General features: G+C 72.5%; 27 protein-coding genes and 3 tRNA genes. 12 read left to right on the top strand and 18 right to left on the bottom strand.

Features of this window, described 5'->3' with window-relative positions; genetic code table 11:
- Window positions 1-324: 324 nt before the first annotated feature.
- Window positions 325-858: a DUF7933 domain-containing protein gene (locus DZF91_RS22075; RefSeq protein ID WP_117359353.1), complete on the bottom strand. Its 534-nt coding sequence runs from the start codon at window positions 856-858 to the stop codon at window positions 325-327.
- Window positions 859-951: 93 nt separating this feature from the next.
- Window positions 952-1,413 carry an ATP-binding protein gene (locus DZF91_RS22070; RefSeq protein ID WP_158588008.1) on the bottom strand — a complete coding sequence of 154 codons (462 nt, stop codon included), beginning with the start codon at window positions 1,411-1,413 and terminating at the stop codon, window positions 952-954.
- A gap of 66 nt (window positions 1,414-1,479) precedes the next feature.
- On the opposite strand from DZF91_RS22070, the gene DZF91_RS22065 reads away from it, so the two are divergent.
- Genes DZF91_RS22065 through DZF91_RS22055 form a run of 3 tightly spaced genes read left to right on the top strand, consistent with a single transcriptional unit; the run spans window position 1,480 to window position 2,794 of the window.
- Window positions 1,480-2,295 carry a helix-turn-helix domain-containing protein gene (locus tag DZF91_RS22065; protein WP_328589192.1) on the top strand — a complete coding sequence of 272 codons (816 nt, stop codon included), beginning with the start codon at window positions 1,480-1,482 and terminating at the stop codon, window positions 2,293-2,295.
- Window positions 2,292-2,477, top strand: coding sequence for a DUF397 domain-containing protein (locus DZF91_RS22060; RefSeq protein ID WP_117359350.1), 186 nt, complete (start codon window positions 2,292-2,294; stop codon window positions 2,475-2,477). Before DZF91_RS22065 ends, DZF91_RS22060 begins: the two co-directional genes overlap by 4 nt.
- Before the next feature lie 26 nt (window positions 2,478-2,503).
- Window positions 2,504-2,794: a DUF397 domain-containing protein gene (locus DZF91_RS22055; protein WP_117359349.1), complete on the top strand. Its 291-nt coding sequence runs from the start codon at window positions 2,504-2,506 to the stop codon at window positions 2,792-2,794.
- Between the two features lie 81 nt (window positions 2,795-2,875).
- Here DZF91_RS22055 and DZF91_RS22050 read toward each other — a convergent pair whose 3' ends face one another.
- Together DZF91_RS22050 and DZF91_RS22045 are read right to left on the bottom strand one after the other, a co-directional pair.
- A complete protein-coding gene (locus DZF91_RS22050) occupies window positions 2,876-4,327 on the bottom strand; it encodes a sialidase family protein (RefSeq protein WP_147341257.1) in 1,452 nt (483 codons plus the stop codon).
- 235 nt (window positions 4,328-4,562) lie between these two features.
- A complete protein-coding gene (locus DZF91_RS22045) occupies window positions 4,563-5,114 on the bottom strand; it encodes a CGNR zinc finger domain-containing protein (protein WP_117359347.1) in 552 nt (183 codons plus the stop codon).
- Window positions 5,115-5,199: 85 nt separating this feature from the next.
- Between DZF91_RS22045 and DZF91_RS22040 the strand changes: the two genes are divergently transcribed.
- The gene (locus DZF91_RS22040) at window positions 5,200-6,075 is read left to right on the top strand and encodes an alpha/beta fold hydrolase (protein WP_117359346.1); all 876 of its coding nucleotides are present in this window, start codon (window positions 5,200-5,202) and stop codon (window positions 6,073-6,075) included.
- A 43-nt stretch (window positions 6,076-6,118) separates the two neighbouring features.
- Here DZF91_RS22040 and DZF91_RS22035 read toward each other — a convergent pair whose 3' ends face one another.
- Window positions 6,119-7,012: an SDR family oxidoreductase gene (locus DZF91_RS22035; RefSeq protein ID WP_117359345.1), complete on the bottom strand. Its 894-nt coding sequence runs from the start codon at window positions 7,010-7,012 to the stop codon at window positions 6,119-6,121.
- 232 nt (window positions 7,013-7,244) lie between these two features.
- Entirely contained in the window at window positions 7,245-7,883 is a 639-nt protein-coding gene (locus DZF91_RS22030; protein WP_117359344.1) for an MBL fold metallo-hydrolase, read from the bottom strand.
- 248 nt (window positions 7,884-8,131) lie between these two features.
- On the opposite strand from DZF91_RS22030, the gene DZF91_RS22025 reads away from it, so the two are divergent.
- The 3 genes from DZF91_RS22025 to DZF91_RS22015 all read left to right on the top strand — a co-directional run bounded on the left by DZF91_RS22025 (window position 8,132) and on the right by DZF91_RS22015 (window position 11,164).
- Window positions 8,132-9,016, top strand: coding sequence for a PLP-dependent cysteine synthase family protein (locus DZF91_RS22025; RefSeq protein ID WP_328589193.1), 885 nt, complete (start codon window positions 8,132-8,134; stop codon window positions 9,014-9,016).
- A 120-nt stretch (window positions 9,017-9,136) separates the two neighbouring features.
- Window positions 9,137-10,378 carry an MFS transporter gene (locus DZF91_RS22020; protein WP_117359343.1) on the top strand — a complete coding sequence of 414 codons (1,242 nt, stop codon included), beginning with the start codon at window positions 9,137-9,139 and terminating at the stop codon, window positions 10,376-10,378.
- Between the two features lie 12 nt (window positions 10,379-10,390).
- On the top strand, window positions 10,391-11,164 hold the full coding sequence (locus DZF91_RS22015) for a phosphotransferase (RefSeq protein WP_117359342.1): 774 nt from the start codon (window positions 10,391-10,393) through the stop codon (window positions 11,162-11,164).
- Between the two features lie 210 nt (window positions 11,165-11,374).
- On the opposite strand, the gene DZF91_RS22010 is transcribed toward DZF91_RS22015, so the two are convergent.
- From DZF91_RS22010 to DZF91_RS21995, 4 genes are all read right to left on the bottom strand, one after another.
- On the bottom strand, window positions 11,375-11,704 hold the full coding sequence (locus tag DZF91_RS22010; protein ID WP_117359341.1) for a YnfA family protein: 330 nt from the start codon (window positions 11,702-11,704) through the stop codon (window positions 11,375-11,377).
- Between the two features lie 185 nt (window positions 11,705-11,889).
- Window positions 11,890-12,339, bottom strand: coding sequence for a MerR family transcriptional regulator (locus DZF91_RS22005; RefSeq protein ID WP_117359369.1), 450 nt, complete (start codon window positions 12,337-12,339; stop codon window positions 11,890-11,892).
- Complete coding sequence (locus DZF91_RS22000; RefSeq protein WP_117359340.1) at window positions 12,336-12,689, bottom strand: hypothetical protein; 354 nt, start codon at window positions 12,687-12,689, stop codon at window positions 12,336-12,338. Before DZF91_RS22000 ends, DZF91_RS22005 begins: the two co-directional genes overlap by 4 nt.
- Before the next feature lie 277 nt (window positions 12,690-12,966).
- Window positions 12,967-14,064, bottom strand: coding sequence for a glycosyltransferase family 2 protein (locus DZF91_RS21995; RefSeq protein ID WP_117359339.1), 1,098 nt, complete (start codon window positions 14,062-14,064; stop codon window positions 12,967-12,969).
- A 278-nt stretch (window positions 14,065-14,342) separates the two neighbouring features.
- Here DZF91_RS21995 and DZF91_RS21990 point away from each other — a divergent pair, with 278 nt between their 5' ends.
- On the top strand, window positions 14,343-14,957 hold the full coding sequence (locus DZF91_RS21990; RefSeq protein ID WP_235834465.1) for a TetR/AcrR family transcriptional regulator: 615 nt from the start codon (window positions 14,343-14,345) through the stop codon (window positions 14,955-14,957).
- A gap of 63 nt (window positions 14,958-15,020) precedes the next feature.
- Here DZF91_RS21990 and DZF91_RS21985 read toward each other — a convergent pair.
- The 5 genes from DZF91_RS21985 to DZF91_RS21965 all read right to left on the bottom strand — a co-directional run bounded on the left by DZF91_RS21985 (window position 15,021) and on the right by DZF91_RS21965 (window position 17,497).
- Window positions 15,021-15,095: transfer RNA gene (locus DZF91_RS21985), tRNA-Val, on the bottom strand.
- Between the two features lie 32 nt (window positions 15,096-15,127).
- A tRNA-Cys gene (locus tag DZF91_RS21980) sits at window positions 15,128-15,198 on the bottom strand.
- A 32-nt stretch (window positions 15,199-15,230) separates the two neighbouring features.
- A tRNA-Gly gene (locus tag DZF91_RS21975) sits at window positions 15,231-15,302 on the bottom strand.
- Window positions 15,303-15,484: 182 nt separating this feature from the next.
- Window positions 15,485-16,558 (bottom strand): CHAP domain-containing protein, encoded by a 1,074-nt coding sequence (locus DZF91_RS21970; RefSeq protein WP_117359337.1) that lies wholly within the window; start codon window positions 16,556-16,558, stop codon window positions 15,485-15,487.
- Between the two features lie 120 nt (window positions 16,559-16,678).
- The gene (locus tag DZF91_RS21965) at window positions 16,679-17,497 is read right to left on the bottom strand and encodes a universal stress protein (RefSeq protein WP_117359368.1); all 819 of its coding nucleotides are present in this window, start codon (window positions 17,495-17,497) and stop codon (window positions 16,679-16,681) included.
- Between the two features lie 173 nt (window positions 17,498-17,670).
- Here DZF91_RS21965 and DZF91_RS21960 point away from each other — a divergent pair, with 173 nt between their 5' ends.
- Window positions 17,671-18,246: a YceI family protein gene (locus tag DZF91_RS21960; RefSeq protein WP_117359336.1), complete on the top strand. Its 576-nt coding sequence runs from the start codon at window positions 17,671-17,673 to the stop codon at window positions 18,244-18,246.
- A gap of 39 nt (window positions 18,247-18,285) precedes the next feature.
- Here DZF91_RS21960 and DZF91_RS21955 read toward each other — a convergent pair whose 3' ends face one another.
- Entirely contained in the window at window positions 18,286-19,227 is a 942-nt protein-coding gene (locus DZF91_RS21955) for a LysR family transcriptional regulator (protein WP_199486795.1), read from the bottom strand.
- Between the two features lie 92 nt (window positions 19,228-19,319).
- Here DZF91_RS21955 and DZF91_RS21950 point away from each other — a divergent pair, with 92 nt between their 5' ends.
- Window positions 19,320-20,441 carry a TDT family transporter gene (locus tag DZF91_RS21950; RefSeq protein WP_117359334.1) on the top strand — a complete coding sequence of 374 codons (1,122 nt, stop codon included), beginning with the start codon at window positions 19,320-19,322 and terminating at the stop codon, window positions 20,439-20,441.
- Between the two features lie 223 nt (window positions 20,442-20,664).
- On the top strand, window positions 20,665-23,157 hold the full coding sequence (locus DZF91_RS21945) for an ATP-binding protein (RefSeq protein WP_117359333.1): 2,493 nt from the start codon (window positions 20,665-20,667) through the stop codon (window positions 23,155-23,157).
- Between the two features lie 39 nt (window positions 23,158-23,196).
- On the opposite strand, the gene DZF91_RS21940 is transcribed toward DZF91_RS21945, so the two are convergent.
- Entirely contained in the window at window positions 23,197-24,441 is a 1,245-nt protein-coding gene (locus tag DZF91_RS21940; protein ID WP_117359332.1) for a M20 metallopeptidase family protein, read from the bottom strand.
- Between the two features lie 253 nt (window positions 24,442-24,694).
- Window positions 24,695-25,462, bottom strand: coding sequence for a maleylpyruvate isomerase family mycothiol-dependent enzyme (locus DZF91_RS21935; RefSeq protein ID WP_117359331.1), 768 nt, complete (start codon window positions 25,460-25,462; stop codon window positions 24,695-24,697).
- A 74-nt stretch (window positions 25,463-25,536) separates the two neighbouring features.
- Here DZF91_RS21935 and DZF91_RS21930 point away from each other — a divergent pair.
- Window positions 25,537-25,924: MerR family transcriptional regulator (locus DZF91_RS21930; protein ID WP_199486794.1), on the top strand; the 388-nt coding region annotated here is incomplete at its 3' end.

Raw genomic sequence — 25,924 nt, 5'->3', positions numbered from 1 at the left:
GCTCGTGGAAGACGGCTCGGTGGAGAGATAAGAAGAGGGACATTCCCGAAGGTGGCCTACTTTTCGGCCATTCAGGGCATGGTCGGGAGCGCGAGAGCACGACGGCGAATGGACGTCGCCGCCGTGCTCTCGTATCACCGCGCGAAGAATGCGCGGAAGATGCTTTTCTGTCGGCCGGTGACCGGAACGTGCCCGTGGGCGTCCGCCTTCACCATCCGCGGGGCCTCGGACCCCGGCGGTCTGCGCGGGACTCCCGGAGGCTCCGGCGCGACCGTCCGGAAGGCCGTCCTGTCGGACGCGGGTCCGATTCCGTCCGTGCGCGCCCTATCCGCCGACGGGCCTGAAGGTGACCGCGGTGCTCCCCGGAAGCGCGAGCCCGCTGGAGTCGGCGATGTTCGCTGCGCCGTTGCGGTAGGTGCCCGCCGCCTCTGAGGTGACGCCGACCATCACCTTGCAGGCCCTCTGGCCGGGCCTGAGTCCGCCCTCGGACACGACGATGCGGTTGCGGCCGTAGTCGGCCGTGATGGATTCCGTGGCGCAGTCGGTCCGGACGCGCGCCGACCTTGTGAGACTCAGGCCGGGCGAGAGCCGGTCGGTGAACGACCACCGCCGGACGTGAGCTCCGCCGGTGACCGTGAACGTCAGTGTCGAGATCTCGCCGACGGCGACCGAGGCCGGCCGGAACGAGTTGTCCAGCTTCAGTTCGTCCGGCGCCGAAGCCCGGACATCCGTCCTTCCTGGCCCGTCCGCACGCGCGGGCGCGCCCGCCGCTGCCGCCGCACAGCACAGCGCGGCGACCGCGAACGCTCGTGACCTGCTCAGACGGCGGACCGCGCCGCCGCGACATGAACCACCCATACTTCCCCCCGAGGGCAGCCTGACTGATACGCCGCGTGATCTACCCATCACCTCGGGCTTGGAATCGGCGTCCCGGATCCGCGAGTCCGCGCGTCAGGGGACGAGGCGGGCCCAGATCCATTTGCCGCCGGACGGGTCGGGCGTGTAGCCGCAGCTGTTTGCCAGAGTTTCGACGATCGGAAGGCCCCAGCCGCCGTTCCGGTCGAAGGACTCTTCCGAAATGTCGAGGTCCTCCAGCGTGAGTTCGACGACCGGCCTGGCGACCGGAACGGCGGGACTGGAATCCCAGACCGCGATCACGATCCCATGGGCGTCGCGGCTGAGCTGAAACCGGATCTTCTTGTTGGGTGTCGCCTCGGCCGCGTTCGCCACCAGTTCGGCGATGATAAGGGCGGCATCGTCGTTGATGTGAGAACAGCCCCATTTGCGAAGTCTGTGGGCCGCCATCGTCCGCGCGAGCCCCGCCGCCGCAGGTGAGCCCAGCATTGCCATGATCAGGTCGTCTGTCGCCCGCGTCACCATCGTGCCGCCCTCGGATCGGATGTCTGAATTCACGCCCCAAGGTTGACTCTGCTGTTCTACGCTCGCCTGTATCGCCAAGAACATAAAACGGGGGCGTAAATGATCAGGACTCGGGACCCGCTCGACCCGAAGCTCTCAATGTGGCATTTTCTTGCGTTCTATCTCCGCTTCATGCGGGAGAAAGAGGGGCTTTCGCTCGCCCAGTGGGGAAAGATCATCGGCGCCGCGCGGTCCAGTGTTTCGAACATGGAGGCCGGGCGGCACAAACTGCAGGTGGATCAGGCCCGTCGCATCGACGTCAAGCTCGGCACGGGCGGACTGTTCGAGCTCCTGCTGTACTTCGCCCGGACCGCGCACGATCCGAACTGGTTCCGCCAGTACAGCCAGTTCGAGCGGAAGTCGGACGAGATCAGGATCTTCCACGGCCAGGCGGTGCCCCTGCTCCTGCAGACCGACGACTACACCCGCGCCTACGCACGCTTGAGCGCATCCAAAGATCTGGAGCGTGTCGTGTCTGGCCGCATAGCGCGAAAGCGCGCCATCTTCGAGCGCGAGGATCCTCCCTACATTTGGGCCATCCTCGACGAGGCTGCGCTCGCCCGGCCGGTGGGGGGAAGAGAGGCTATGCGGGCCCAGATCCAGCATCTCATCGACCTTGCCGAGCGCTGGAACGTGATCCTGAGGATCGTTCCCTTCTCGGCGGGAGCGCACCCGGGCGCGGACGGTTCCTTCCAGCTGGTCGACTTCGAGGGGCGTGACATCGCGTACGCCGGTGCCCAGGCGGGAGGCCGCTTGATCGAGATGGCGGAAGAGGTCAAGCTGATGATTGTGAAGTTCGACCGCATCGGGGCTAAGGCTGCGTCGGAGGACGCCTCGCTCGAGATCCTCCGCATGTACTTGGAGAGGTACGCGTGACGATTCAGTGGCGAAAGAGTTCCTATAGCGGCACTGCGGATGACGATGTATGTGTCGAGGTCGGACGGCTTGCGTCGGGCGTCGGGCTCAGGGACTCGAAGAAGCCGAGCATGGGACACCTGGACTTGGCCCGGCCCGAGTTCGGCGGGCTGGTGGCGCGCATCAAGGAGCTGCAGGGCTGACCCCCGGCGTGAGGTGAACCGGCCGGATGCGAGGTGCAGCCCCAGGGTGGGCTGCACATTGCGCAAAGGCCTCTGTAGATGGTTCGCGTCGGTGTCGCTCAAGTGCTTGGGGAGGTCGCGTGACGGTTCAGTGGCGAAAGAGTTCGTATAGCGGCACAGCAACCGACGAGGTATGCGTTGAGCTGGGGCGTCTTGAGCGTGGGGTGGGGCTTAGGGACTCCAAGATGCCGAGCATCGGTCACCTGAGCTTGACCGAGGGGAAGTTCGGCGGGCTGGTGGCGTCCATCAAGGGGTTGCGGGCTGACCACTCGGTGTGAGGTGAGTCGGCTGGATGTGAAGCGGCCCGTCGGCGCTGGGAGCGTCGGCGGGCCGCACGTTGTCGGTCAGTGGTGGGGCGGTCAGTTGTAGAACGTCGCGCTGTGGATGTCGACGGGGTTGGCGGTGTTGCCGGTGGTCGCGCCGTAGACGGCCGTGAAGCCGGAGCCGGTGGAGACCAGGCCGGTGTAGTCGCCGATCATCCGGCCGGCGCTCGTCAACGGCAGCGTGCGCGCGTCGAACGAGCCCTCGATGTGCTGCTCGCGCCACGACGCCGCCGACTTGGTGCAGTCGGTCGTGCAGGTCACGGCCCAGAAGTCGGTGGGCAGGGTGGCGGCCGAGGTGTTGTTGCGGAAGTCGTAGTACGTGATCGCGACGGTGCCGCCGGGGGAGACGGCGATCGCCGGGACGGCGGCCGAACCGGTGGGCGTCCTGTCCACGCGGATCGGCGTGGACCACGTGTTCCCGCCGTCCGCGGACCTCGCGTAGCTGACGTGGAAGGTGCCGTCCGCCGCCTGGCTCTGCCAGACCGCGTTCACCACCTTGCTGTTCGGCTTGGAGGCCAGCAGCGGCAGCGTCGCGTTGCGCACGGGGTCACCCGAGTTGTCCGGGTCCGGGATCTTGACGCCGACCGTGAACGGGGCCGCCACGTCCAGCGTCGGCGCCGACCACGTGGCGCCGCCGTCGGTCGAGCGGATGACCTGGGTGGCCGCGCCGTCGTTGGTCTCCTGGTGCATGCCGATCAGCAGCGTGCCGTCGGACAGCGGCTCGAGGACGGTGCCGATGGCGCCGCTGTTGGTCGGGAAGTCGTAGACCTTCTTCGTGCTCCACGTCCGCCCGTCGTCGGTCGACTTCGCCATGTAGACCGGCTGCACCCAGTCGCCGTCGGCCTGCGTGTCGACCCGGTCCCAGACGGCGTAGACGACACCCGGGTGGTACGGGTCCGCGGTGATCGCCGGACGGTCGTTGAAGAACTCCGGGTCGACGTCCTTCGCGAGGGTCGTCGGCGCGTCCCAGTGCTCGCCGCCGTCACCGGACCGCGACACCAGGATCGCCGTCACCTCGCCGGTCCGCGACAGCGAGAACGACGCGGCGACCGCCGTGCCGGACGGCGTCACCGTGACCCAGTGGTCGGTCGTGACGTCGTAGTTCCCGCCGTTTGCGTCGGTTCCGCCGTTGCACCGGGAGAACGCGGGCTGCGAGGCCGACCGGTGCCAGGTCGCGCCGTAGTCGTCGGACACGGCCGCCACGGCTCCGTCACTGCCGTACCGGTTCCAGCGGTCCTGGTGGTACATCGCGACGAGATGCCAGGGCCGGTTCGGGTCCCGCGCCACCATGGGCTGGACCTCGGTGTTCGGGTTGGCCACGTAGCCGTCGCCGGCGGGCAGGCCACAACCGGCGGGTAGTGGGCTGGTGCCCGATATTGGTACGACCACCGCGGGATCTCGGCCGTCTGCGAGTGCGGGCTGGGCGGTCACGGTGCAGGCGAGCAGGGAGGCGGCCAGGGCCAGCACGGACATGGAGCGTCGTCTCACGGTTCTTCCCTCATCTCGATGGGGCGTCTCCACGGCACGTGCCGCACCGCTCGCACGGCGCGTCCCGGCGGAGGCGAAAACAGCGGAGCCGACGCTACAACTTCAAGATCATTTCCGTAAGCTCTCCGAGCCGGAAAACCGCCGTGCGCAAGGGCTTCCGGGGCCTTCGCGCCGGTCACGGCGGTCGCGGGATGATCAAATTTTTTTCCGCCACCGCTCCGCGACCGCCTCAGGGTCACCGCTCCTTGTGGCGCTGGTAGTGGCGGGCCACGCGGACGCGGTTGCCGCAGCGGGCCGGGGAGCACCAGCGGCGGCGCGGATGGGCGGGAAGGAACAGCATCACGCAGTCGCCCGCCTCGCACTGCCGGACCCTGCTCACCGCCGGATCGGCCAGCAGCTCGACGGCGGCCTCGGCCAGGTGCGCCGCGAGGCGGTCACCGGACGGACCGCTCCGGCGGCGTTCGGCGATGAGCCCAGAGCCGTCCCACACCAGCTCGTTGATCGCGGGCGCGGCGCGTTGCGCGTCGTTGAGCGCCCGCACGTCCTCGTCGTCCGGACGTTCGCCGTGCCGGACGCGTTCGAGCGCCCGCGCCGTGTGCTCGCGGACGGTCCGCACGGCGGCGAGGGCATCCGCGTCGGTCGCCGGCGCCTCGGGCAGCCGTACGGCCTGAAGCTCGCACCATCTCCGCAGGTCATCGGGCGTGCTGAGCAGGTCGCCCACGGCCGCGAGAGTGTTGACCAGGTCGAGGGCCAGGGGCTCCCCGGTCAGGGGCACGGCGTCGCTCATGTCCCTAACGGTACATCGTCGTCTTGACCCGTTAGATCGCCGCTCGCTATAACTAACGCATCTTCAACGGAGGAAGGCATTAGCCATGGCGCAACTCCCGGTCACCCGCTCCGTCCACCGCTTCCTGGACGTGGAGGGCGTGCGCGTCTTCTACCGGGAGTCGCTGCCCGAACGGCAGGACGCGCCCGTCCTGCTTCTCCTGCACGGCTTCCCGTCCGGTTCGCACCAGTTCCGGCGGCTGATCGACACCCTCGGTTCGCGTTACCGCCTCATCGCTCCCGACTATCCGGGCTTCGGCTTCACCGAGGCGCCGGTGGGCTTCACCTACTCCTTCGACCGCCTCGCCGACATCACCGAGGGATTCGTCCAGCGGCTCGGCCTGCGGCGCTTCGTGATGTACGTCTTCGACTTCGGCGCGCCGGTCGGGTTCCGCCTCGCCGCGCGGCACCCGGAGTGGATCGCCGGGCTCGTCGTCCAGAACGGCAACGCCTACGAGGCCGGACTCTCCGGCGGCGCCCGCGACTTCATCGCCCTGCGCCCCGATCAGCCGGACGCCGAGCGGACCGTCCGCGAACTGCTCACCCTGGACGGCACGCGCGGCCAGTACGAGACCGGCGTCGCCGACCCCGACCCGATCGCGCCCGACTCATGGACGCTCGACCAACACTTCCTCGACCTCCCCGGACGCAAGGACGCGCAGGTCGCGCTGGCCTTCGACTACCACTCCAACGTCGAGCGCTATGCCGCGTGGCAGGCCTGGCTCCGCGAGCACACCCCGCCCACGCTCATCACCTGGGGCGCGAACGACCCGTTCTTCCCGGCTCCGGGCGGACGCGCCTACCTCGCCGACGTCCCCGACGCCGAACTCCACCTCTTCGACACGGGCCACTTCGCGCTGGAGACGCACCTGCCCGAGATCGCCCCACTCGTCGCCGACTTCCTGGACCGCGCCTGGCGCTGAGCGGTCTGCCCGTGGGGCGGTCCGGCGGCCGTGCCCCTCCCCATCACTGGACCGCCTGGTCGAAGTAGTGGCCCCGGTCCAGGTCGGCGATGAGGCCGGGCCGCGTCGGCTGCCATTCCAGCAACTGGCGCGTCAGCATGCTGGACGCGGGTTGGTCGACCGACAGGAGCGGACCGAGGAAACCGAACTCGGCGGCGGGGACGGACGCCATGGGCACTCCCAGGTTGCGGGCGATGGCCAGCGCGATGTCGTGGACCGGAACGCCCTCGTCGGCGACCGCGTGCAGCACCGACCCCGCCGGAGCCTCTTCGAGGGCGAGGCGGAACAGGCGCGCCGCGTCGTCGACGTGCACCGCCGGCCAGCGGGCGGAGCCGTCGCCGACCTCGCCCGAGACGCCCTTGGCGCGGGCGGTGTCGATCATGCGGGCGACGAACCCCTGCACGTCGTCCCGGCCGTGGACCGACCGGGGGAGCCGCACGACCGACGACCGCACGGCGCGGTCCGCCGCGTCGAGCGCCAGCCGGGCGTTGGCGTCGCGCGCCGCCGGGGGAGTGCCGGGCAGGGACTCGTCGCGCTCGGTCGCCGTCCGGCCGGGGACGACCGGCGTCCCGGACGTGACGACCAGCGGCCGTCCCGAGCCCGCCAGCTCGTCGCAGAGCGCCCCGATCACCCGCGCGTCCGCGCGCGCCGACTGCTCGAACCGGGAGAGGTCGTGGTCGAACGCCAGGTGGATCACCCCGTCGGCGTCGGCGGCGCCTGCGCGCAGGACGTCCAGGTCGTCCACGTCGCCGCGCAGCGCCTCGGCCCCCGCTGCGGCGACGGCGCCCGCCGCGCAGTCCGACCGGGCCAGGCCGACGACCTGGTGACCGGCGCCGAGCAGTTCCGGGATCAGCGCCGACCCGATCCATCCGGACGCGCCCGTGACGAACACTCGCATGGCATGGCCCTCCTGGTAAGCCGCCATCGGTCCCCGGTGGCCCGCGATGGACGCATTCGTGCGCATCCGTGTGCGATGGCCTTCGGCCCTGGAGATACCCGGACATGGGCATCGGAAGGTCAAGCGGCGGCGAACTGCACGTCAGGTTCGCGCAGCAGGCGTCGGCGTCGGTCTCGGTGAGGTGCCGCCACCGGTGCGAGTGCCGGTGACGGTGCGAGTGCCGGTGCGGCGGTCACAACTCCACGGTCTCGCCCACCGCGGGCCGCCGGATCTCGCGGCCCGCGCGCCTGGCCTCCATCGCCAGCACGTCGTCCAGCACTTCGAGCCCGATCTCGTTCACGAGTCCGTCGTGGATCGCGAACGCGCGCTGCGGAGCGACCGCCCTCAGATACGCGGTCATCATCGGGACGGTCAGCCAAGGCGCCTGCCCCGGAAGCAGCAGCGTCGGGACGTCCACCCTGGTCAGGGCGTCGCCGGGGTGGAACACCTCGCCGTCCAGCAGGAAGCCGGTGTTGTCCACGGGCGGGAGGTCGAGATGGCTGAGGTGGTGCTTCTCGCCCACGACGCGCACCTCGAACCCCGCCGCCTCGAACGTGTCCCCGTGGCGCACGACGTGGACGCGGTCGCGCGCCAACTCGCGGAATCCGTCCACCTCGTCCAGCACCCGCGCGACACCGGGGCAGGTGTAGATCGCGGGCACCTCCCACAGCCTCTCGACGCTGTAGTGGTCGGCATGCTGGTGGGTGATGAGGACCGCCTCGACGCCCTCGGTCGCCGCGGGCTCGGGCGTCAGCTCGCCGGGGTCGATCGCCAGCGCCCGGCCGTCCTTCTCCAGGCGGACGCAGGCGTGCCCGTACTTGACCATCTTCATGGCCGTCAACCTACTCACCACCGGTCCCAGTGCAGCACCTGGTCGCGGGGGATCCGCGGTGCGGCAAGCTACTGTCGCCCGCGTGACCGACTCCCTCCGCCTCCTGGACGCCGACGCCGCCGACCACCGCGCGACCACGGGCCTGGTCCGGACGTTCCCGCTGCCGCCCGAATGGGGCATCGACCTCTACCTGCTGGACGAGTCCACCCACCCGACCGGAAGCCTGAAGCACCGCCTCGCGCGCGGCGCTGCGCCGCGGTGTCCTGCGGCCGGGCGCGGCGGTCGTCGAGGCCTCGGGCGGGAACGCCGCCGTCGCCCAGGCGTACGTCGCGCGTCTGCTGGGACACCCGTTCGTCGCCGTGATGCCGCGCCGCTCCAGCCCCGAGAAGATCGGGCGGATCGAGGACCACGGCGGGACGTGCCATCTCGTCCACCCGCCGCTCGCGATCTACGAGGAGGCCGAGCGGCTCGCCGGACGGCTCGGTGGCCACTACATGAACTACCTCGCCGCGTCGGCGGACGCCGTCCGGGCGAGCGCGGGCGGCGAGGACGACATCGGGCACGTCCTGTTCGAGAGGCTTCCGGCCGTCCCCGACTGGATCGTCGTCGGCGCCGGAAGCGGCGGGACGGCCACCGCGATCGGACACCGCACGGCTCGAGGCTTGGGGGAGACCCGGCCCCGGCTGGCGGTCGTGGACCCGGAGAACTCCGCCTACTTTTTCGCCTGGGCCTACGGCACGACCGACTACATGACCGGAATGCCGTCCCGGATCGAAGGCATCGGACGGCCCCGCGTCGAGCCGAGCTTCGACGCGTCCGTGGTGGACGTCGTCATCCCCGTGCGGGACGCCGCGAGCCTCGCCGCCATGCGCTTCCTGCACAGCACGACCGGCCTGAAGGCGGGCGCTTCCACCGGCACCAATCTCTGGGGCGCGCTGCAGTTCGTGTCCCAACTGCTCAGGGACGGACGCAAAGGAAGCGTCGCCACCCTGGTCTGCGACGACGGCGACCTGTACCCCTCCACCTACTGGAACGACGCCTGGCTCGACGAGAAGAAGATCGACGTGGAGCCAGGGACCGAAGCGCTGATGGCCTTCCTGCGCACCGGGGTGCTCGAACCGCCACCTCGGTGAACCCGCCGGTGGCGTGGGGGACCACAGCCGCAGGGTGATCCGGGACTGGCGTTCCGGTGCACCCGGAGGTGGCGGCCGGTGGCCTTGACGGGCCCCGCGAAGCCGAGTGATCTTGAGGTAATGCGGGGAAACGCGTCGCTCTGGCGTAATCGGAACTTCGTCCTGCTCTGGGTGGGGCAGACGTTCTCCGAGGTCGGCACCCGCATGACCTCGGTCGCCTTCCCGCTGCTCGTGCTGGCCCTGACCGGCTCCCCGGCCAGGGCGGGCCTCTCCGGCTTCGCCGGAACCCTCCCCTACGTGCTGTTCTACCTGCCCGCCGGGGCGCTGGTGGACCGCTGGGACCGCCGCCGCGTCATGCTCTGCTGCGAGCTCGGGCAGTTCGCCGCGCTCGGCAGCCTCGCCGCCGCCTTCGCCCTGGACGCGGTGACCTTCCCGCACATCCTCCTGACCGCCTTCGTGTCCGGTTCGTGCTTCGTGTTCTTCAGCGTCTCCCAGCGGGCGCTGCTGCCCGCCCTGGTACCGTCCGAACGCCTCACCGAGGCGCTGGCCAGGCAGGAGACCAAGAGCCGGAGCGCCGCCCTGACCGGATCCCCGCTCGGCGGCCTGCTCTTCGGCCTCGGTCACGCGCTGCCCTTCGTCGCCGACGCCGCGTCCTACCTGGTCTCGGTCGCCACCATCCTGGGCATCCGCACGCGGCACCGTCCCGCGCCGCCGCCGCGCGAGACGGCGACCGGCCTGTACGGCGAGATCCGCGAGGGGATGCGCTGGCTGTGGCACGAGCCGTTCGTCCGGATGAGCGTGGCGCTGACGTCCGCCGTCAACCTGATGTTCCAGGCGCTGATCCTCACCCTGATCGTCCTGGCCGGACGCCTCGGCGCGGGCAGTGCCGGGACGGGCCTGATCCTCGGCTGCTTCGGCGTCGGCGGGCTCGCCGGCGCCCTCGTCGCCCCGCGCGTGCCCGACCTGCTGTCCTCCCGGGCCGTCGCGATCGGCGCCACCTGGGTGTGGGCCGCGACCGCGCCGCTGCTCGCCGTCGCCACCAACCCCTACGAACTGGCCGCGGTCATCGCCTGCATGGCCGTCGTCGGCCCGGTGTGGAACGTCGTGGTCGTCGGCCACCAGTACAAGGTGGTCCCGGACCACCTGCTCGGCCGCGTCAAGAGCGTCGCCCTCCTCACCAGCTGGGGCTCCATGCCGCTGGGGCAGCTCCTCGGCGGCTACCTCCTGTCGCTGACCGCCCCCCGCCAGACCGTCCTGCTGCTGTCCCTGCTGAGCCTCGCCATCGCGCTGACCACCACGCTCAACCGCTCGATGCGGATGCGCGGCCCGACGGTCGGCCGCCCCGGTCTGCAACCCCAGTAACCTCTGTTGACCATGAACGACTTCGACGGTGGCTGGGACAGCAGGGCGACGCTCAAGGACGGCTGGATCGAGCGCACCCCGCGCCGTCCGGACGTCGACCCCCGCCTGCTGGCCGAAGTCCGGCTCATGCCGTGGCTCGCCCCGCGCCTTCCGCTGGCGGTGCCGGTCCCCGAACTGGTGTCGTCCGACCCGCTGGTCGTCCGGCACCGCCTGGTACCGGGCATTCCGCTGACGTCCCCGACCGCCGAGCACGGCCGCGCCCTCGGCCTCTTCCTCCGCGCCCTCCACGACACGGACGTCCACGAGGCCACCGCGCACGGCCTGCGCGACATCCGCGACGAGTTCGCCGAAGACCTCGCCCTCTTCCGAGGCCGCGTCCTTCCGCTCCTCTCGGGACCCGAGCGCGCCGCCGGAGCCGCCCTCCTCGACGCCCTCGACACCGGCGTCACCGACACGGTCGTCCACGGCGACCTCGGCCCCGAACACGTCCTCGTCGAGGACGGCCGCCTCTCCGGGGTCATCGACTTCGGCGACGCCCACGCCGGAGACCCGGCCATCGACCTCTCCTGGACCCTGTACGGAACCCCGCCCGCCTTCGCCGAAGCCCTCGCCACCGCCTACGGCGTCACCCCGGAACTCCGGGCCCGCGGCCTCCTCTGGCACAGCCTCGGCCCGTGGTACGAGGTCACCCGAGGTCAGACCACCGACGACCCGGCCATGCAGGCCACCGGCCTGGAAGCGGTCCGCTCCCGCCTCACCCTCCTACCCGGCGAAGCCCGTACCTGACGCCCGACGCGTCGGCGAGTCAGCGAGGCGCGCTGAGGACACCGGGGCGCCGAAGAGTCGGCGAGGCGCGTACCCGAGGACCGAGGCATCGGGAGTCAGCGAGGCGCGCTGAGGGCACCGGGGCGCCGAAGAGTCGGCGAGGCGCGCACTTGGGACCCGGGGCGCCGGGAGTCGGCGAGGCGCACACTTGGGACTCGGGGTGCCGGCGGGTCAGCGAGGCGCGTACATGATGACCAGGACGCCGACCAGGCAGACGAGGGCGCCGGTGAGGTCCCAGCGGTCGGGACGGAAGCCGTCCATGACCATGCCCCAGACCAGGGAACCGGCCACGAAGACCCCGCCGTAGGCGGCCAGGATCCGTCCGAAGTGGGCGTCGGGCTGCAGCGTGGCGACGAAGCCGTACAGGCCGAGCGCGATGATCCCGAACCCGATCCACCACCAGCCGCGATGCTCGCGAACCCCCTGCCACACCAGCCAGGCGCCACCGATCTCGGCGACCGCGGCCAGGACGAACAGCACCAGGGAACGAGCAACCATCATGCCCCGAACCGTACCGGCGCCTTCCACCCCTCAGCACGAGACGCCGCCGTCGCGCCACGCCATGTCGTGTGCGGATGTCACGCCCCTGTCGTGTGTGGATTCCACGCCCTCTCGTGGCTCGCCTGTGCCGCTGCCTGAGGGGGACGCATGGACGCACAGATACACCAGTCCGGCCAGGTTGACCTCTAACCTCCTCCTTCGGTGATCGCGCCGCCAAGGTCGGAGACGGGGAATGGGCATGAGGCTTCGGCGGCACAGGACGACACGTCGTCACAGCCCGCGCTCACGGCGGTGAGCAACGCCGTCCGTATCGCCTGCAGGTCGATGATCCGCCGCTCCACCTCGGCCAACTTCAGCCGGGCCCGCTCCTGGAATCCGCCGCCGGCGCGGCCGCCGCCGGGGCGTACCGCGTCCAACAGTTCGGAGACCTCCTCCAAGGTGAATCCCAGCCGCTGGGCCGCCTTGATGCCACGGAGGACCGTCACGGTGTCGGCTGGATAGAGCCGGTGCCCTCCCAACGTCCGTGCCGGCTCGGCGATGAGCCCGCGCCGCTCGTAGTACCGCAGTGTCTGCGGGTTCACTCCCGCGGCCTCGGCGACCTGGCTCGAACGCAGGCCCTCGTAACCCCCGCTCATCCGGTCCACCTCTGCGCGATGGCCCCGGGAGAAGTCCTGCGCTCGGCGAGGGCCTGCATGCCGTCCAAGGTGGGACCGGCATCTTCGGGCGCGACCACCTCGACCAGCAGACCGGCGTCGGAGCGCCGGAACTCGAGGGAGAGGAACTCGCAGCACCGCTCCTCCTGAACGAACAGCTCCCGAAGGGAGGCTTCCCGTTCCCCGTCGACGTCGAATGTCAGCCGTAGACGCAGCGGCAGGCGTTCCACCCGTACCAAGCCGGCGGCGAACACGGCCTCGAAAGCCTCCAGCCGCCGGACCCTCGATGAGGACGAAAGCGTGCACACGATCGGCACTTCGGACTCAGCCACTCGGGTTCCTCCACTCGACCAAGCACACCTGAAGAGAGCGGGATGCGGCCCGCCCTGCCCGCCGCCAGGAGCTGCACCGCCCATGACCACGTTCCGACGGTAAGCCTGTACCGGGGTACCGGCTGCAACCCGCTCGTCGCCCCGGGCGGAGCCAAGCCGTGCCCCGCCACGCATCCATCCGCCGAATTCCAGCTTCCGGCACGCGTGGCGGGGCCGGCCTGAGCCGGTTGCAGTCGGAGACATCCGCGGCGGACGCCGTGGTCGACCGCGTTTCTGGTCAGCGGCCTTTTTGGTAGGTGGTCAGGGTGTTGGCTGCGCCCAGGGGGACGAGGACCAGTTCGACGATGAGGGCCTTCCAGGCGTAGTAGGTGTTGACGACGCGGATCGGGTAGAGGCACGGGAGGTTCGCCAGGACGCGGCGGAAGGGGATGCCGCGTTTTCGGGAGGCGTAGAGCAGGGTCGCGATGAGCAGCGGCAGCTCGCTGCCGAGCCACCAGGAGGCGGCGAGCGCGGGGGAGAGGTGCCCGGCGGTGGTCAGCAGGACAGGGGTCAGCCACCACAGCGGGGCGAGCAGGATCTCCATCACCGCGAGCGCGACCCAGAGCGCCAGCATGGGTTTGTGCCGCACCATCGGACGCAGGTGCAGCCGGACGTTCTGGAAGAAGCCCGACATCCAGCGCCACACCTGCCGCCGCAGGTAGAGCAGTGTTTCGGGATCGGCGGCCCAGGCGACGGCCTCGGGGACGTAGACGGCGCGGCGGCCCTCGATCTGCCACGTCCAGGTGGCGTCCATGTCCTCGACGATCGTGCGCTCGGGGAACCCGCCGGACGCGGACAGGACGTCGCGGCGGAACGTCGAGCAGCATCCGGAGCAGACCATCGGGCTGGCCGCGCCCTGCTGGATGGGCCGCTGGAAGTGGAAGCCGAACAGGTACTCCACCGAGCGGCCACGCTCCCAGAGGGTGCGGGTGAAGCGGGTCTGGACGTTGCCGGCCGCGATCGCCACGGCGGGGTCGGCGAAGACCGGGCGGAGGCGTTCGACGTAGTCGGGCGCGAGAACGGTGTCGGCGTCCACCGCGAGGACCAGGTCTCCGGTGCAGTGGGGGAGGGCGTGGTTCTGCGCGCGGGCCTTGCTGCCTAACCGGCGATCCGGGCGCAGGACGGTCGCGCCGTGCGTGCGGGCGACCTCGCCGGTGCGGTCGGTGGACGCGTCGTCCACCACGATGACCTGGTCGGGAGGGACGGTCTGCCGCCGCAGCGACTCGAGCGTGGCGGGCAGGCCCGCCTCCTCGTTGTGCGCCGGGACGATGACGGTCAACGTGAGGTCGCCGGCGCCGGTCGAAGTGGTCTCGCGCGTCAGGGTAGGGGCGGTCATCGCGCACCCCGCAGACGCGTGAGGGCTCGGGTGGTGGCCGTGGTGATCCAGACCGCGCCGTAGACCAGGGTGCTGACCGCGATCCCCGGGAATCCGCCGTGCATGTGCGTGTCCTTTCGCTTGTATCGATCGGGCTCACGCACCATCCTGGGCGGCTCGCAGGGCCTGGGGCGAGCCGCCGCGGCAACTGTGGATAACCGCGTGAGAGCCCTGGTCAAACGCACTGAGGCGCGAGAAGAGCTTGACGGAGTGAGTACTCACTCCGTACGGTGGGCGGCATGGATGCCCCTTCGACCCGGCGCCGGGCGCCGGGAATGAGCCCCGAGCAGCGCCGGGAGATGATCGTCCGGACGGCGCTGCCGCTGGTCGCCGAGCACGGCACGGCCGTGACCACCGGGCAGATCGCGCGCGCCGCCGGCATCGGCGAGGCGACGATCTTCCGCGTCTTCGCCGACAAGGACGAACTGCTCGACGCCTGCGTCGCCGAGGTGCTGCGCAACGACCACGTCCTGACGGAGATCGGCGACATCTCTCTCGACCGACCGCTCGCCGAACGCCTCACCGAGGCGGTCGCGGCGATCGACGCCTACCTGGCCCGCATGGGCATGGTGCTGGGCGCGCTGTTCGCCACCGGACGCAAGGGACGCGGCGTCCACGGCGGAGCCGAGCAGACCGGGCCGGGTCCCGACCGTGGCGCGGCCATGGAGAGCACCCGCGAGGCGCTGGCCGAGCTCTTCGAGCCCGAACGTGACAGGCTCCGCCTGCCGCCCGAGCAGATCGCCGCGATGTTCATGGGCCTGGCCTTCAGCCGAGCCCGGCCGGTGGGGGAGACCATCCTCCCGATCGAGGACGCCATCGACGTCTTCCTCAACGGCGCCCTCGCCGCCTCCTGAGGTTCCGGCGCCGGGAAAACGAAAAGCCCCAAGTCGAGGATCATGATCCTGACCTGGGGTCGGTGGTGGGCGATACTGGGATTGAACCAGTGACCTCTACCGTGTCAAGGTAGCGCTCTCCCACTGAGCTAATCGCCCGGGCTCGTGCTCGCGGAGGGGGCACGGCGCAGAGGTGGAGACGGGATTTGAACCCGTGTACACGGCTTTGCAGGCCGTTGCCTCGCCTCTCGGCCACTCCACCAGAGCGAGACCGGCACACGGCCTGCCTCTCAGAGCGGAAGACGGGATTCGAACCCGCGACCCTCACCTTGGCAAGGTGATGCTCTACCACTGAGCCACTTCCGCTTGTCCTCCGGGTTCCCCCGGCGACGTCGTTAACTTTAGCGGAACTTCGGGGCCGATGCCCACTCGACGTCCCGGACGGCGTGCCCAGGTCCTCCCGGACGGCGTGCCCCGGCCCCCTTCGACGGCTGCCCGGCCCTCCCGGACGGCTGCCCGGCCGTCCGGAAGGAGGCCCGCGCGGCGGTCTACGCGGGCGCGGACTCCGGGTCGGACGCGGAGGCCAGGGTGCGGGACAGGGCCGAGGTGAGCGTGGACTCGCTGTGCAGGTCGTCCCAGAAGGCCAGGTCCTCGTCCTCCTCGAAGTGGGCGATCCGGCCCCAGAACTCGCGGTCCTCCGCCTCGTGGGCGGCGGCGAGGGACAGGGCGGGCATCACCGTGGTCTCGGAGGCGGCGGCGTCCAGGTCGGCGGGGGTGACGTCGGCGGGGAGCGCGACCGGGGTGGCCGGACGGTGGTGCTTGCCGCGCTTGCGGACGCGGATGGGCGCGCGGTCGGGGGCCAGTTCGGCGGCGCGCGCGGCGGCGGCCCTGCCGGCGCTGAGCGCGACCGTGCCGCACAGGATGAGGGCGAGGACGCCGCCCATCACGGCCTCCTGGGCGGGCAGGCCGCCCTCGTGGTCATGGTCGGAGGCGGGCGCCGGGCGGTGCCCCGCCGCCGGGACGGCCGCGTCGTGCGCGGCGCCGATGTTCTGGACGGGCGCCGGGGGAGCCGGGACGGCCGCGTCGTGCGCGGCGCCGATGTTCTGGACGGGCGCCGGGGGAGCGGCGTGCTTGGGCGTGTGCCTCTCGGACACCTTGACCCTGCCCGGGTAGCCGTAGCCGACGACCTTGGAGTCGTCGCAGCGGACGTGCCGGATGAGCTGCCCGCCGTCGGTGTTGCCCTCGATCGTGTGCAGGCAGTCGCCGTCGACCGACTCGACGAGCCCGACGTGGTCGGTCTGGTCGACGTCGCCGCTGCCGGACCAGTCGAAGAAGACCAGCGCGCCGGCCTCGGGGGTGTGGCCGAACGCGCCCTGCTTCTGGAACCACTTGGCGTGGTCGATGGTCGAGGCGAACTGCCCGGCCTGCTGGGCGACGCCCGCCTGCTGCGCGGCCCAGGCGAGGAACATGTCGCACCACGGCGCGGTCGAGAAGTAGGAGTCGTGGTCGCCGTCGACGGTCTTGCGGTACCACTCCCCGTACTTGGAGTAGCCGTCGCCCTTCGCCTGGTAGCCGAGCTGCTTGCGGGCGACGTCGAGCAGTTTCCCGCCGATGGGGTCCATGACGCTCCAAGGTCACACGATGATCTCGACGGAATGTAGCCAACGTAACTTCGGACCCGCAAGCAGTCCGGGCGAAAACGGCCATCCTGGGCTATCGGGGTGGGGCCGGGGGTGACTACGTCAGGAGTAGCCCCTGGGGAGGACCGCGACCGGACACGAGGCGGCGCGCAGCACCTTGAGCGCCGTTTCTCCCAGGAAGACCTGATGTGCGGACGCGTCCTCGGAACTAGCCATCACGAGTAGTTCCCCTTCTGGCCACCCGGCGTCGGCCAGCGCGTCGGCCACGTCGTCCCCTTCCGCCAGCTCGGCCGTGACCGCCTCGGCGGGCAGGCCGGACGACTCCTGGGCGAGGCGGATGGCGAGCGCGAGGTCGTCGCGCAGCCGGCCGCGCGGCTCGTCGTCGCCGACCACCAGGGTGATCAGCCGCAGCGGGACGTCCAGGGCGAGCGCCGCCTGCGCGGTCCGCTCGACCGCCTCGTCCGCCTGGGGACGGCGCACGTAGGCCAGCGTGATCCGGCTGAGCCGGTCGGGCGGCTCGTACCCGGCCGGGGTGATCATCACGGCCTCGTTCGCGGCGTGCAGGAGGTTGTCGGCGGCGGCGCCGATCGCGACCCGGCCGTGCGCGCCGCCCTCCTGCGAGCCGATGACGATCAGGTCGGCGCCCGTCCGGCTGGCGAGGGTGGACAGGCCGCGGCCGACGCCCCGCGCCTCGTGCGCGACGAAGTCGGCCGTCAGCTCCGGCGCGGTCTCGGCGAGCAGGTCCTCGGCCTGCCGGAGGACGGCGAGCGCCTCGCCCGCGGCGGCCGGACGCTCCGGCGGATGGACGTGCGCGACGGTCAGCCGGCCGGCGGTCAGCGCGACGACGGCGCGGGCCAGCCGCAGCGCCTCGCGGCCGCCCGTGCCGGGCGCGTACCCGGCCAGCACGTGTTCTCCGATCACGTCCTGCTTCATGCCCGGCGATCCGGGGGCCATGCGGCGCACGCGCGCCGGACGGCGGTTCCGGAGGACCGGAGGCGGGCGCCCGTCCCGGTGGGCGGAGCCCGAATTATGCCTGTGTAGAGGGTTCTGGGGTAGATTCGCGTGCGCCGCGTGCAAAGTAGACATTTGGGGGAATGTTGACGCTGGACACCGTCGCACCGGGGCTGACGCCCGGCCGCTGGGCCATCGATCCCGCCCACTCGGAGATCAGCTTCACCGTCCGGCACCTGATGACCACCGTGCGCGGGACCTTCCCCGACTTCGCCGGCGAGGCCCGCGTCGCGGACGACCCCTTCGCCTCGTCCGCGTGGGCGGAGATCACCCTCGCCTCGCTGGACACCCGCAACTCCGAGCGCGACGCGCACGTCCGCTCCGCCGACTTCCTCGACGTCGAGCGGCACCCGGTGATGACCTTCACCTCCACCGGCGTCGAGCGCGCCACGGTCGGCCGCCGCGCCCGCACGCCCCGCTTCCACGTGGACGGCGAGCTGGACGTCCGGGGCGTCCGCCGCCCGGTCCGGATGCTCTCGGAGTTCCACGGCGTGAGCGAGGACCCGTGGGGCGGCGTCCGCGCGGGCTTCACGGCCACCGCCGAGATCAGCCGCCGCGACTTCGGCATCGAGTTCAACATCCCGCTCCAGGGCGACAAGGTCGTCCTCGGCGACACGATCGCCATCCAGCTGGAGATCCAGCTCGTCAAGGCCGCCTGACCCGCCTCCAGTCGAGCGGGGCGGTTCCCCGCCCGTGCCTCACACGGGGTTCGGGGCAGAGCCGGCCGCGGGTGTCGAAGACGTGCCGCGGCACAGCGACAGCAGATCGCGCGCCGGTCCCGCTGGGCGCGTCCCCGCGGGCCAGACCGCCCGCAGCGGACGCGAGAGGTCCAGTTCGCGGACGGGCACGTCCACCAGGCGGCCCCGCGCCAGCTCGTCGGCGACGGCCAGTTCGCTCACCACCACCGGCCCCGCCCCGGAGACCGCCGAACCCTTGAGGGCCGTGGTCGAGGCCAGCTGGAACATCGGGGGCGCGGCGCCTCCGTGCGCGGCGAGCGCCCGGTCCAGGACCTCGCGCGTCCCGGACCCCTCCTCGCGCAGGATCAGCGGTGTCGTCGCCAGCTCCTCCGGGGTGATCCCGGACCGGCGGCGCGCCCACGGGTGCCCGGGGGCGACCACGACGACGAGCCGGTCCGTGGCGACGACCGCGCCGCTCAGCCCGGAGGGCTTGCGTGTTCCTTCCACGAACCCCAGGTCGGCTTCCCCCGCGCGCACGAGCTCGGCCACGGCGGTGGAGTTGGCCGCGCGCAACGTGACCGCGGTGTCCGGACGGGCCTCCTGGAGGGCCACCAGCCAGCCCGGCACCAGGTACTCGGCGACGGTCAGGCTGGCCGCGAGCCGCAGCCGCGCGTCGCGTCCCTCGCGCAGGGCCCCGACGCCCGCGTCCAGGGCGTGCGCCGCGTCCACCACCTGCTGGGCCCACTCGGCGACGAGCGCCCCCGCCTCGGTGGGGCGCGAGCCGCGCGGCGAGCGTTCGAGCAGCGCCATGCCGAGCTGCCGCTCCATCGACCGGATCCGCGCGCTCGCGGCGGGCTGGGTGACCCCGAGCTCGACCGCCGCGCGGCCCACGCTGCCGAGCCGGACGACCGCGAGCAGCAGCTCGAGGGCGGCCAGATCGGGGACGCGGTGGGACAACGGCACGATCCCAGTCTAACCAGCTCATAAGCGCCGCTTATGGCCTCATAGGGCCGTGACCACTACTGATCCCTCCGAGGCGTCGGCAATCTCGACGTATGGGGATCACTGTCGCACCGCCTCAGCGGATCATTCTCGGGGAGCTCGACCGTCCGGCCGAGGCGTTCCGCCACCTCGGGCCGAACTGGTACGCCGCCGTCATGGGGACGGCGATCATGGCGAACGGCGCGAACGCGCTGCCGGTGACGGTCCCCGGGCTGCACGGTGCGGCGGTGGCGTTCTGGGCGCTCGGCTTCGTGATGCTGGTGGCGCTGTCCGCCGCGCGGCTCGTCCACTTCGTCCGGTACCGGGCCGAGGCCCGCGCGATGCTGCTGGAGAACCCGGCGACCTCGGTGTTCTACGGCTGCCCGCCGATGGCGCTGCTCGCGGTCGGCGCGGGCACCCTGACGGTCGGCCGCGACGTCCTCGGCGAGCCCGCCGCGCTCGCGGTCGACGGGGTGCTCTGGACGGCCGGGACGGTCTACTCGCTGCTCGTCGCGTTCGGGATCCCGTACCTGATGGCCACCCGGCACGAGATCCGGCCCGGCACCGCGAACCCGACCTGGCTGCTGCCGGTGGTCGCGCCGATGGTCGCCGCCGCGACCGGCCCGCTGCTCATCCCGCACCTCCCGCCCGGCCAGGCCCGCGCGACCATGCTGTACGGCTGCTACGCGATGTTCGGCGCGAGCCTCATGCTGACGATGGTGCTGCTGCCGGTCGTCTGGCACCGGATCGCGCACGACAAGCTCGCCCCCCTCGCGCTCACCCCGACGCTGTTCCTGGTGCTCGGACCGCTCGGCCAGTCCACGACGGCCGCCGGCGCGCTCGGCACGGCCGCCTCCGCCGCCGTGCCGGAGTACGCCCGGGCCATGCACGTGTTCGGTGTGCTGTACGGGGTGCCGGTGATCGGGTTCGCGCTGGTGTGGCTGGTGCTGTGCCTGGCCGCGAACCGCCGGGCGTTCGCCTCCGGGATGCCGTTCGCGATGACGTGGTGGGCGTTCACCTTCCCGGTCGGGACGTGCGTGACCGGCGCGTCGGCGCTGGCCAGGGCCACCGGCCTCACCGCGCTGACGTGGGTCTCGGTCGCCCTCTACCTGCTGCTCGCGGCCGGCTGGATCGCCGCGGGCGCCCACACCGCGCGCGGCCTGCGCACCGGACGCCTGCTCCTCCCGCCCCGCTGAGCCGGCCGCGCGGTCCGCTCCGAGCAGGGACGAGCGGTCCGCTCCTGCCAGGGACGAGCGGCCCGCCCCGGCCACGGGCGAACGGCCCGCTCTGACCAAGGGCGAACGGACAGGTCGGAACCGATCGTGACGGATCGGTTGCAAGGAGTGCTCCGAGGAGTACGATGCGACGATCGTCCCCCCATCCGTCACCGGCCCGCAGCGCCGGTGGGAAGAGGCGCCGGTGTCGCTCAGCACCCTGCACCAACGGCCGGGACGCCTCCCGGCCGAGATGACCAGCTTCGTCGGCCGCCGCGACGAGATGGCCGCGATCGAGCGACTGCTCGCGCGCTGCAGGCTGGTCACCCTCACCGGTCCCGGCGGCGTCGGCAAGACCCGGCTCGCGATCCGCGCGGCGCGCGCCGCCGCGCCCCCGGACGGCGTCTGGTTCGTCGACCTGACCGCCGCTCCCGAGCCGGGCCTGATCGCGCGGGTGGTCGCCGACGCGCTCGGGCTGCCCGACCACGGCGCCGGCGAACCCCTGGACGCCGCGATCGACTTCCTGGCCCACCGCCCCGGGCTGCTGGTGCTGGACACCTGCGAACATCTCATCGACTCCTGCGCGATGCTCGCCGAGACGCTGCTGCACGCCGCCCCCGACCTGCGCGTCCTGGCGACCAGCCGGCAACCCCTCGACATCGCGGGCGAGCACACCGTGGTGGTCGCGCCGCTGCCGAGCCCGGCGCCCGGCGCGGACGGCGCGCCGAACGGTGGTGCGCCGAGTGCCGGTGCGCCGACTGCTGGTGCGCCGGGTGCCGGTGCGCCGGGTGCCGGTCGTGGGGGCACCGCGTGGCCCGCCGAGGGCGCCGTCGAGCTGTTCGCCGACCGCGCGTCCGCCGTCGTGCCGGGCTGGACCGCCGGCGGCGACGACCGGGAGGCGGTCGCGCTGCTGTGCCGCCGGCTGGACGGCATCCCGCTGGCGATCGAACTGGCCGCCGTGCAGGTCCGCGCGCTGTCGCCGCGCCAGATTCTGGAACGGCTCGACCGGCACGTCCTGGAGGTCCGGGGCCGCCGCACGGCGCTGCCGCGCCACCAGACGCTCCGCGCGGCGATCGACTGGAGCCACGGGCTGTGCTCACCGGACGAGCGGCTGCTGTGGGCGCGGCTGTCGGTGCTCGCCGCGGACTTCGACCTGGAGGCCGCCGAACGGGTCTGCTGCGACGACCGGCTCGCCCCGGCGATGGTCCTCGACGTGGTCGCCGGGCTGCTGGCCAAGTCGATCGTGCAGCGCGTCGAACGCGACGGCCGGGTCCGCTACCGGATGCTCGGAACGCTCCGCGAGTACGGCGCCGAGCGGCTGGAGGAGCTCGGCGAGACCGAGCGGACGCGCGCCCGGGCCTTCGAGTGGCTGGCCGGGACGCTGCGGACGGCGGCGGCCGAACTGGACGGTCCCCGGCAGCGGCACTGGCTGGAGTGGCACGCCCGCGAGGAGGCGGGCGCCCGCGCCCTGCTCGACCGGGCCACCGGCACCGCCTCCGACGAGGTCCTCGTCGCGGCCCACCTGTGCAACGGACGCCTGCTCTGCCTGCGCGGACGGGTCGGCGAGGCGTGGCACTGGGTGCGCCGGATGCTGGACACCCGCCCGGTCGGGGACGCGCCGTACTGGGGCGAGGCGCTCGGACTCGCCGCGATCCTCGCCGCGTTCCGGCGCGACCTCACCACCGCGCGCGACCTCGCGGCCCAGGCCGCCACCCACCCCTCCACCGCATACCCCTCCACCGCATACCTGTCGGACGCGTCACCGGTCGGCACCCAGGTGGACGGTGTGCGCCCGGTCGCCGCGGAGTCCGGCGGTGGGGCCGGGTATGTGCGCATGGCCGAGGGCGTCATCGCGCTTCAGGAGGGGGACCCTGAGCGCGCCCGCGAACTGCTGACCGAGGCCGAGCTGCTGCTCGGGGAAGCGTGCCCGGGCGAGGTCATCGCGTCGATCGTCCCGCTGCTCACCGGGATCGCGCACGCCGCGCTCGGCGACCTCGACGCCGCGCGTGACATCGCCGAGCGGACGATGCGCGACACCGAGCGCGCGGGCAACGTGTGGGGGCACGCCTACGCCCGCGCGCTCCAGGGCATCGCGCTCCTGCTGCTCGGCCGGGCGGACGAAGGCCTCGCGGCGGGCCGCGCCGGGCTGCGGACGATGGCCGAACTCGACAACCGGCTCGGACTGGCGCTGTCACTGGAGGTCGTGGCCTGCGGGTTGGCGGCGACCGGGCAGCACAGGGCGGCGGCGGGCCTGTTCGGCGCGGCCAGGCGGCAGCACGAGGACAGCGGCGCCGTCCTGTTCGGCCCGACGTACGCGGCGATCATCGGCGTCGTCATCGACGGCGTGCGCGCCGAGCTCGGCCCGGAGCTCTACGAGGCGGCGGCGGAGGCCGGCGGACGGACGGAGCGGGACGCCGTCCTCGCCGACGCGCTCGCCGAACGCCGGTCCGCGCCGTCCGCCGGGCCGGGCGCCGCACCGGGCGCCGGACGTCCGCGCGGTCCCCTCAGCCCCCGCGAATGGGAGATCGCCGAGCTGGTCGCGCAGGGCCTGACCAACCGGGAGATCGCCGACCGCCTGGTCATCGCCAAGCGCACCGCCGACTCGCACGTCGAGCACATCCTCGCCAAGCTCGGCGCGTCCTCCCGCGCCGAGATCGCCGCCTGGTACGCCCACAACGCCCGTCCCGACCCCGCCTGAGCGGTCCCCGGACGCACCTGCGGGCGGTAGAGCGGCCGATCAGGCGGGGGATGCCGCGTTGAGGCGGCGGACGGCCAGCTCGGCGAGGAGGGCCGCGCCGTCCGGGAGCACGGCTTCGTCGAACACCGCCTCGGGGGAGTGGTTGTTGGCGGCCTCGGCCGGGTCGATCCCGGGCGGGCAGGCGCCCAGCGCCACGAACGCCGACGGGATTTCGTCGCACACGAACGAGAAGTCCTCGGACGCGGGCAGCGGACGCGGCGACTCCAGGTACCGGTCGGCGCCGAACGCCTCGCGCACCGTCTCGCCCGCGAACGCCGCCTCGGCGACGTCGTTGTTGGTGACCGGGTAGTCCTGCACGTACTCGACGTCCGCCTCCAGCCCGTGGGCCTCGGCGATCGCGCGCACGAGCGCGACGCACCGCTCGGCGAGTTCCAGGTGCGCGCGCCCGGAGAACGAGCGGACCGTCCCGGCGAACCTCACCTCGTCCGGGATGACGTTGTCCATCGTCCCGGCGTGGAAGGTCCCGATCGTCAGCACGACCGGGTCGAACGCGTCGAAGCGGCGGGTCACCAGCGTCTGCAGGGCGGTGACCATCTCGCACGCGGCGGGGAGCGGGTCGTTCGCCAGGTGCGGCATCGAGCCGTGCCCGCCCTCCCCGCGGACGGTCACCCGGAGCCGGTCGGCGGCGGCGAGCATCGGGCCGCCGCGCGACACGAACAGCCCGGACGGCACGGCCGCCGACAGGACGTGCAGCGCGTACGCGGCGACCGGACGCTCCCCGGCCGCGTCCAGCACACCCTCCTCGATCATGATGCGGGCCCCGCCGAGCCCCTCCTCGCCCGGCTGGAACATGAAGACGACGTTTCCGGCGAGGCCGTCGCGCCGGTCGGCCAGCAGCCGCGCCGCCCCGGCGAGCATGCTGGTGTGGAGGTCGTGGCCGCAGGCGTGCATCGCGCCCGGCACCCGCGAGACCAGGTCCGCGTCGCCGCGCTCGGTGACCGGCAGCGCGTCCATGTCGCCGCGCAGCAGGACGGTCGGGCCGGGCCGCGCGCCGCGCAGGACGGCGGTGACGGAGCTGAGCCGTTCACCGGTCGAGACCTCCAGCGGCAGGCCGTCCAGCGCGGCGAGCACCTTCTCCTGGGTGCGCGGGAGGTCCAGGCCGAGTTCGGGCTCCCGGTGGATCGCGCGGCGCAGCCCGACCAGCTCGTCGCGGAGTTCGGCGGCGTCCTCGCGCAGCGCCGAGCCGGTGCCGGAGCCGGAGCCGGGGATCGTGGAGCGGGACATGGACGCCTCCTGAACCTCAGAAACGATCTTCCGCTCACGCTATCCCCGGCACCCCCGCGCACGACAGGTCTCCGGCGGGCCGGGTCGGGCGCACCCGCGCGACGTCCACCCGCCCCGCCGCACACCCCGCAGCGCCCGCTGACCCGCCCGCCCACGCCGGAGCGCCCGTCCGAGCCGTCCGCCCCGCCGGAGCGCCCGTCCGGGCCGTCCGCACACGGTGCGGCGCCTGTACCGCCCGCGCGGGACGGCACGCTCAGCCGAAGGCGGTGAGGGACGTCCAGTGGTCCAGCAGGGCGCGGTCGCCGACCACCTTCACGCGCGGGTCGTCGGCCGTCAGCCTCCGGCTGAGCAGGAGGAGAAGGTCGGGGGCCGAGCCGCGGACGGTGACCTGGGCGTCGGTGCCGCGCGGCGTCTCGGCCACGCGGAGGCCGTCCGGGGTGCGCGTGACGAGCCAGGCGGGGAGGTCGGACTCGGCGGGCCGCCACATCAGCGTCTCGCCGTTCCCGCGGAGGCCGGCGATCCTCGGATTGAGCTCGGCGACGACGGGTGACGCCACGAGCGCGAGGCCCTCGGCGATGCCGTCGGCGGCGAGGTCGGGGCTGAGCGACCACTCCGCGCCGACGGTGATCGCCGCGTCGGCGTGGTGGACGGTGGTGTCGTGCAGCAGCCGGCGGAGCCAGAAGTCGGCGGGGACGTCCGGGCCGAACGGGCTCCAGACCGGTTCGTCGGCGGCCTCGACGGCGGCGACGAGCCGCGCGGCGCCGTCGCTCAGCCACTCCTCCCAGTGCTCGGGGCCCATGCCGTCCGGCACGGGCCGGTGGAGCGGTTCGCGGGCGCGCCTCTCGATGGTCTCGGCCATCCCGGGCAGGGCCGTGCCGATGTGCTCGACGAGCTGCCGCAGGGTCCAGTCCGGGCAGGTCGGCACCCGCGCGTCGGGGTCGCCGCCGCTCGCCTTCCAGCCCAGCGCGGTGGCGTGGTGCCGCAGCCCTCCGGCGAGCTTGTCCCGAGGTGGAATGTCCATGGGTGCCCCTCCTGCCCTGATCGAACGTCTGCCCGTACCGTAGGAACTCCAGTCGGCTGGAGGTTCAAGTGTCTGTGACCGAGGTCACACGGTTGGCCGGGTCCCTGGGCATCGGGGAGCTGTCGCGGCGGACCGGCGTCTCCGTCCGGACGATCCGCTTCTACTGCGACGAGGGCCTGCTGGTGCCGCTGCGGAGCGGCGGCGGGCACCGGCGGTTCGGCCCGGACGCGGTGGAGCGGCTGCGGACCGTCCGGCGGCTGCGCTCGCTCGGGATGGGGCTGCGCGCGATCCAGGCCGTACTCGCGGGGGAGGACGACCTCGGCGAGGCGATCGCGCGGGAGCGGGCCGCCGTGGACGCCGAGCTGTCCGCGCTCGCCTGGCGGAGCGCGGTGCTCCGCGCGGCGCAGGAGGGCGACCCCGCCGGACGCGCCGCGCGCCTGGACCTGCTGGCCGCCGCGGCGG

It is taken from the genome of Actinomadura logoneensis (genome assembly GCF_003428695.1).
GTDB lineage: Bacteria > Actinomycetota > Actinomycetes > Streptosporangiales > Streptosporangiaceae > Spirillospora > Spirillospora logoneensis.
Note: the sequence above shows the minus strand (reverse complement) of the source record. Positions and strands in the feature narration are given on the sequence as shown.

Coding starts and splice junctions, on each gene's coding strand:
- DZF91_RS22075 (WP_117359353.1), bottom strand. CDS start 858: ATGGGTGGTTCATGTCGCGGCGGCGCGGTCCGCCGTCTGAGCAGGTCA.
- DZF91_RS22065 (WP_328589192.1), top strand. CDS start 1,480: ATGATCAGGACTCGGGACCCGCTCGACCCGAAGCTCTCAATGTGGCAT.
- DZF91_RS22055 (WP_117359349.1), top strand. CDS start 2,504: ATGCGAGGTGCAGCCCCAGGGTGGGCTGCACATTGCGCAAAGGCCTCT.
- DZF91_RS22045 (WP_117359347.1), bottom strand. CDS start 5,114: ATGAGCGACGCCGTGCCCCTGACCGGGGAGCCCCTGGCCCTCGACCTG.
- DZF91_RS22040 (WP_117359346.1), top strand. CDS start 5,200: ATGGCGCAACTCCCGGTCACCCGCTCCGTCCACCGCTTCCTGGACGTG.
- DZF91_RS22035 (WP_117359345.1), bottom strand. CDS start 7,012: ATGCGAGTGTTCGTCACGGGCGCGTCCGGATGGATCGGGTCGGCGCTG.
- DZF91_RS22030 (WP_117359344.1), bottom strand. CDS start 7,883: ATGAAGATGGTCAAGTACGGGCACGCCTGCGTCCGCCTGGAGAAGGAC.
- DZF91_RS22020 (WP_117359343.1), top strand. CDS start 9,137: ATGCGGGGAAACGCGTCGCTCTGGCGTAATCGGAACTTCGTCCTGCTC.
- DZF91_RS22015 (WP_117359342.1), top strand. CDS start 10,391: ATGAACGACTTCGACGGTGGCTGGGACAGCAGGGCGACGCTCAAGGAC.
- DZF91_RS22010 (WP_117359341.1), bottom strand. CDS start 11,704: ATGATGGTTGCTCGTTCCCTGGTGCTGTTCGTCCTGGCCGCGGTCGCC.
- DZF91_RS22005 (WP_117359369.1), bottom strand. CDS start 12,339: ATGAGCGGGGGTTACGAGGGCCTGCGTTCGAGCCAGGTCGCCGAGGCC.
- DZF91_RS21995 (WP_117359339.1), bottom strand. CDS start 14,064: ATGACCGCCCCTACCCTGACGCGCGAGACCACTTCGACCGGCGCCGGC.
- DZF91_RS21990 (WP_235834465.1), top strand. CDS start 14,343: ATGGATGCCCCTTCGACCCGGCGCCGGGCGCCGGGAATGAGCCCCGAG.
- DZF91_RS21970 (WP_117359337.1), bottom strand. CDS start 16,558: ATGGACCCCATCGGCGGGAAACTGCTCGACGTCGCCCGCAAGCAGCTC.
- DZF91_RS21960 (WP_117359336.1), top strand. CDS start 17,671: ATGTTGACGCTGGACACCGTCGCACCGGGGCTGACGCCCGGCCGCTGG.
- DZF91_RS21950 (WP_117359334.1), top strand. CDS start 19,320: ATGGGGATCACTGTCGCACCGCCTCAGCGGATCATTCTCGGGGAGCTC.
- DZF91_RS21940 (WP_117359332.1), bottom strand. CDS start 24,441: ATGTCCCGCTCCACGATCCCCGGCTCCGGCTCCGGCACCGGCTCGGCG.
- DZF91_RS21935 (WP_117359331.1), bottom strand. CDS start 25,462: ATGGACATTCCACCTCGGGACAAGCTCGCCGGAGGGCTGCGGCACCAC.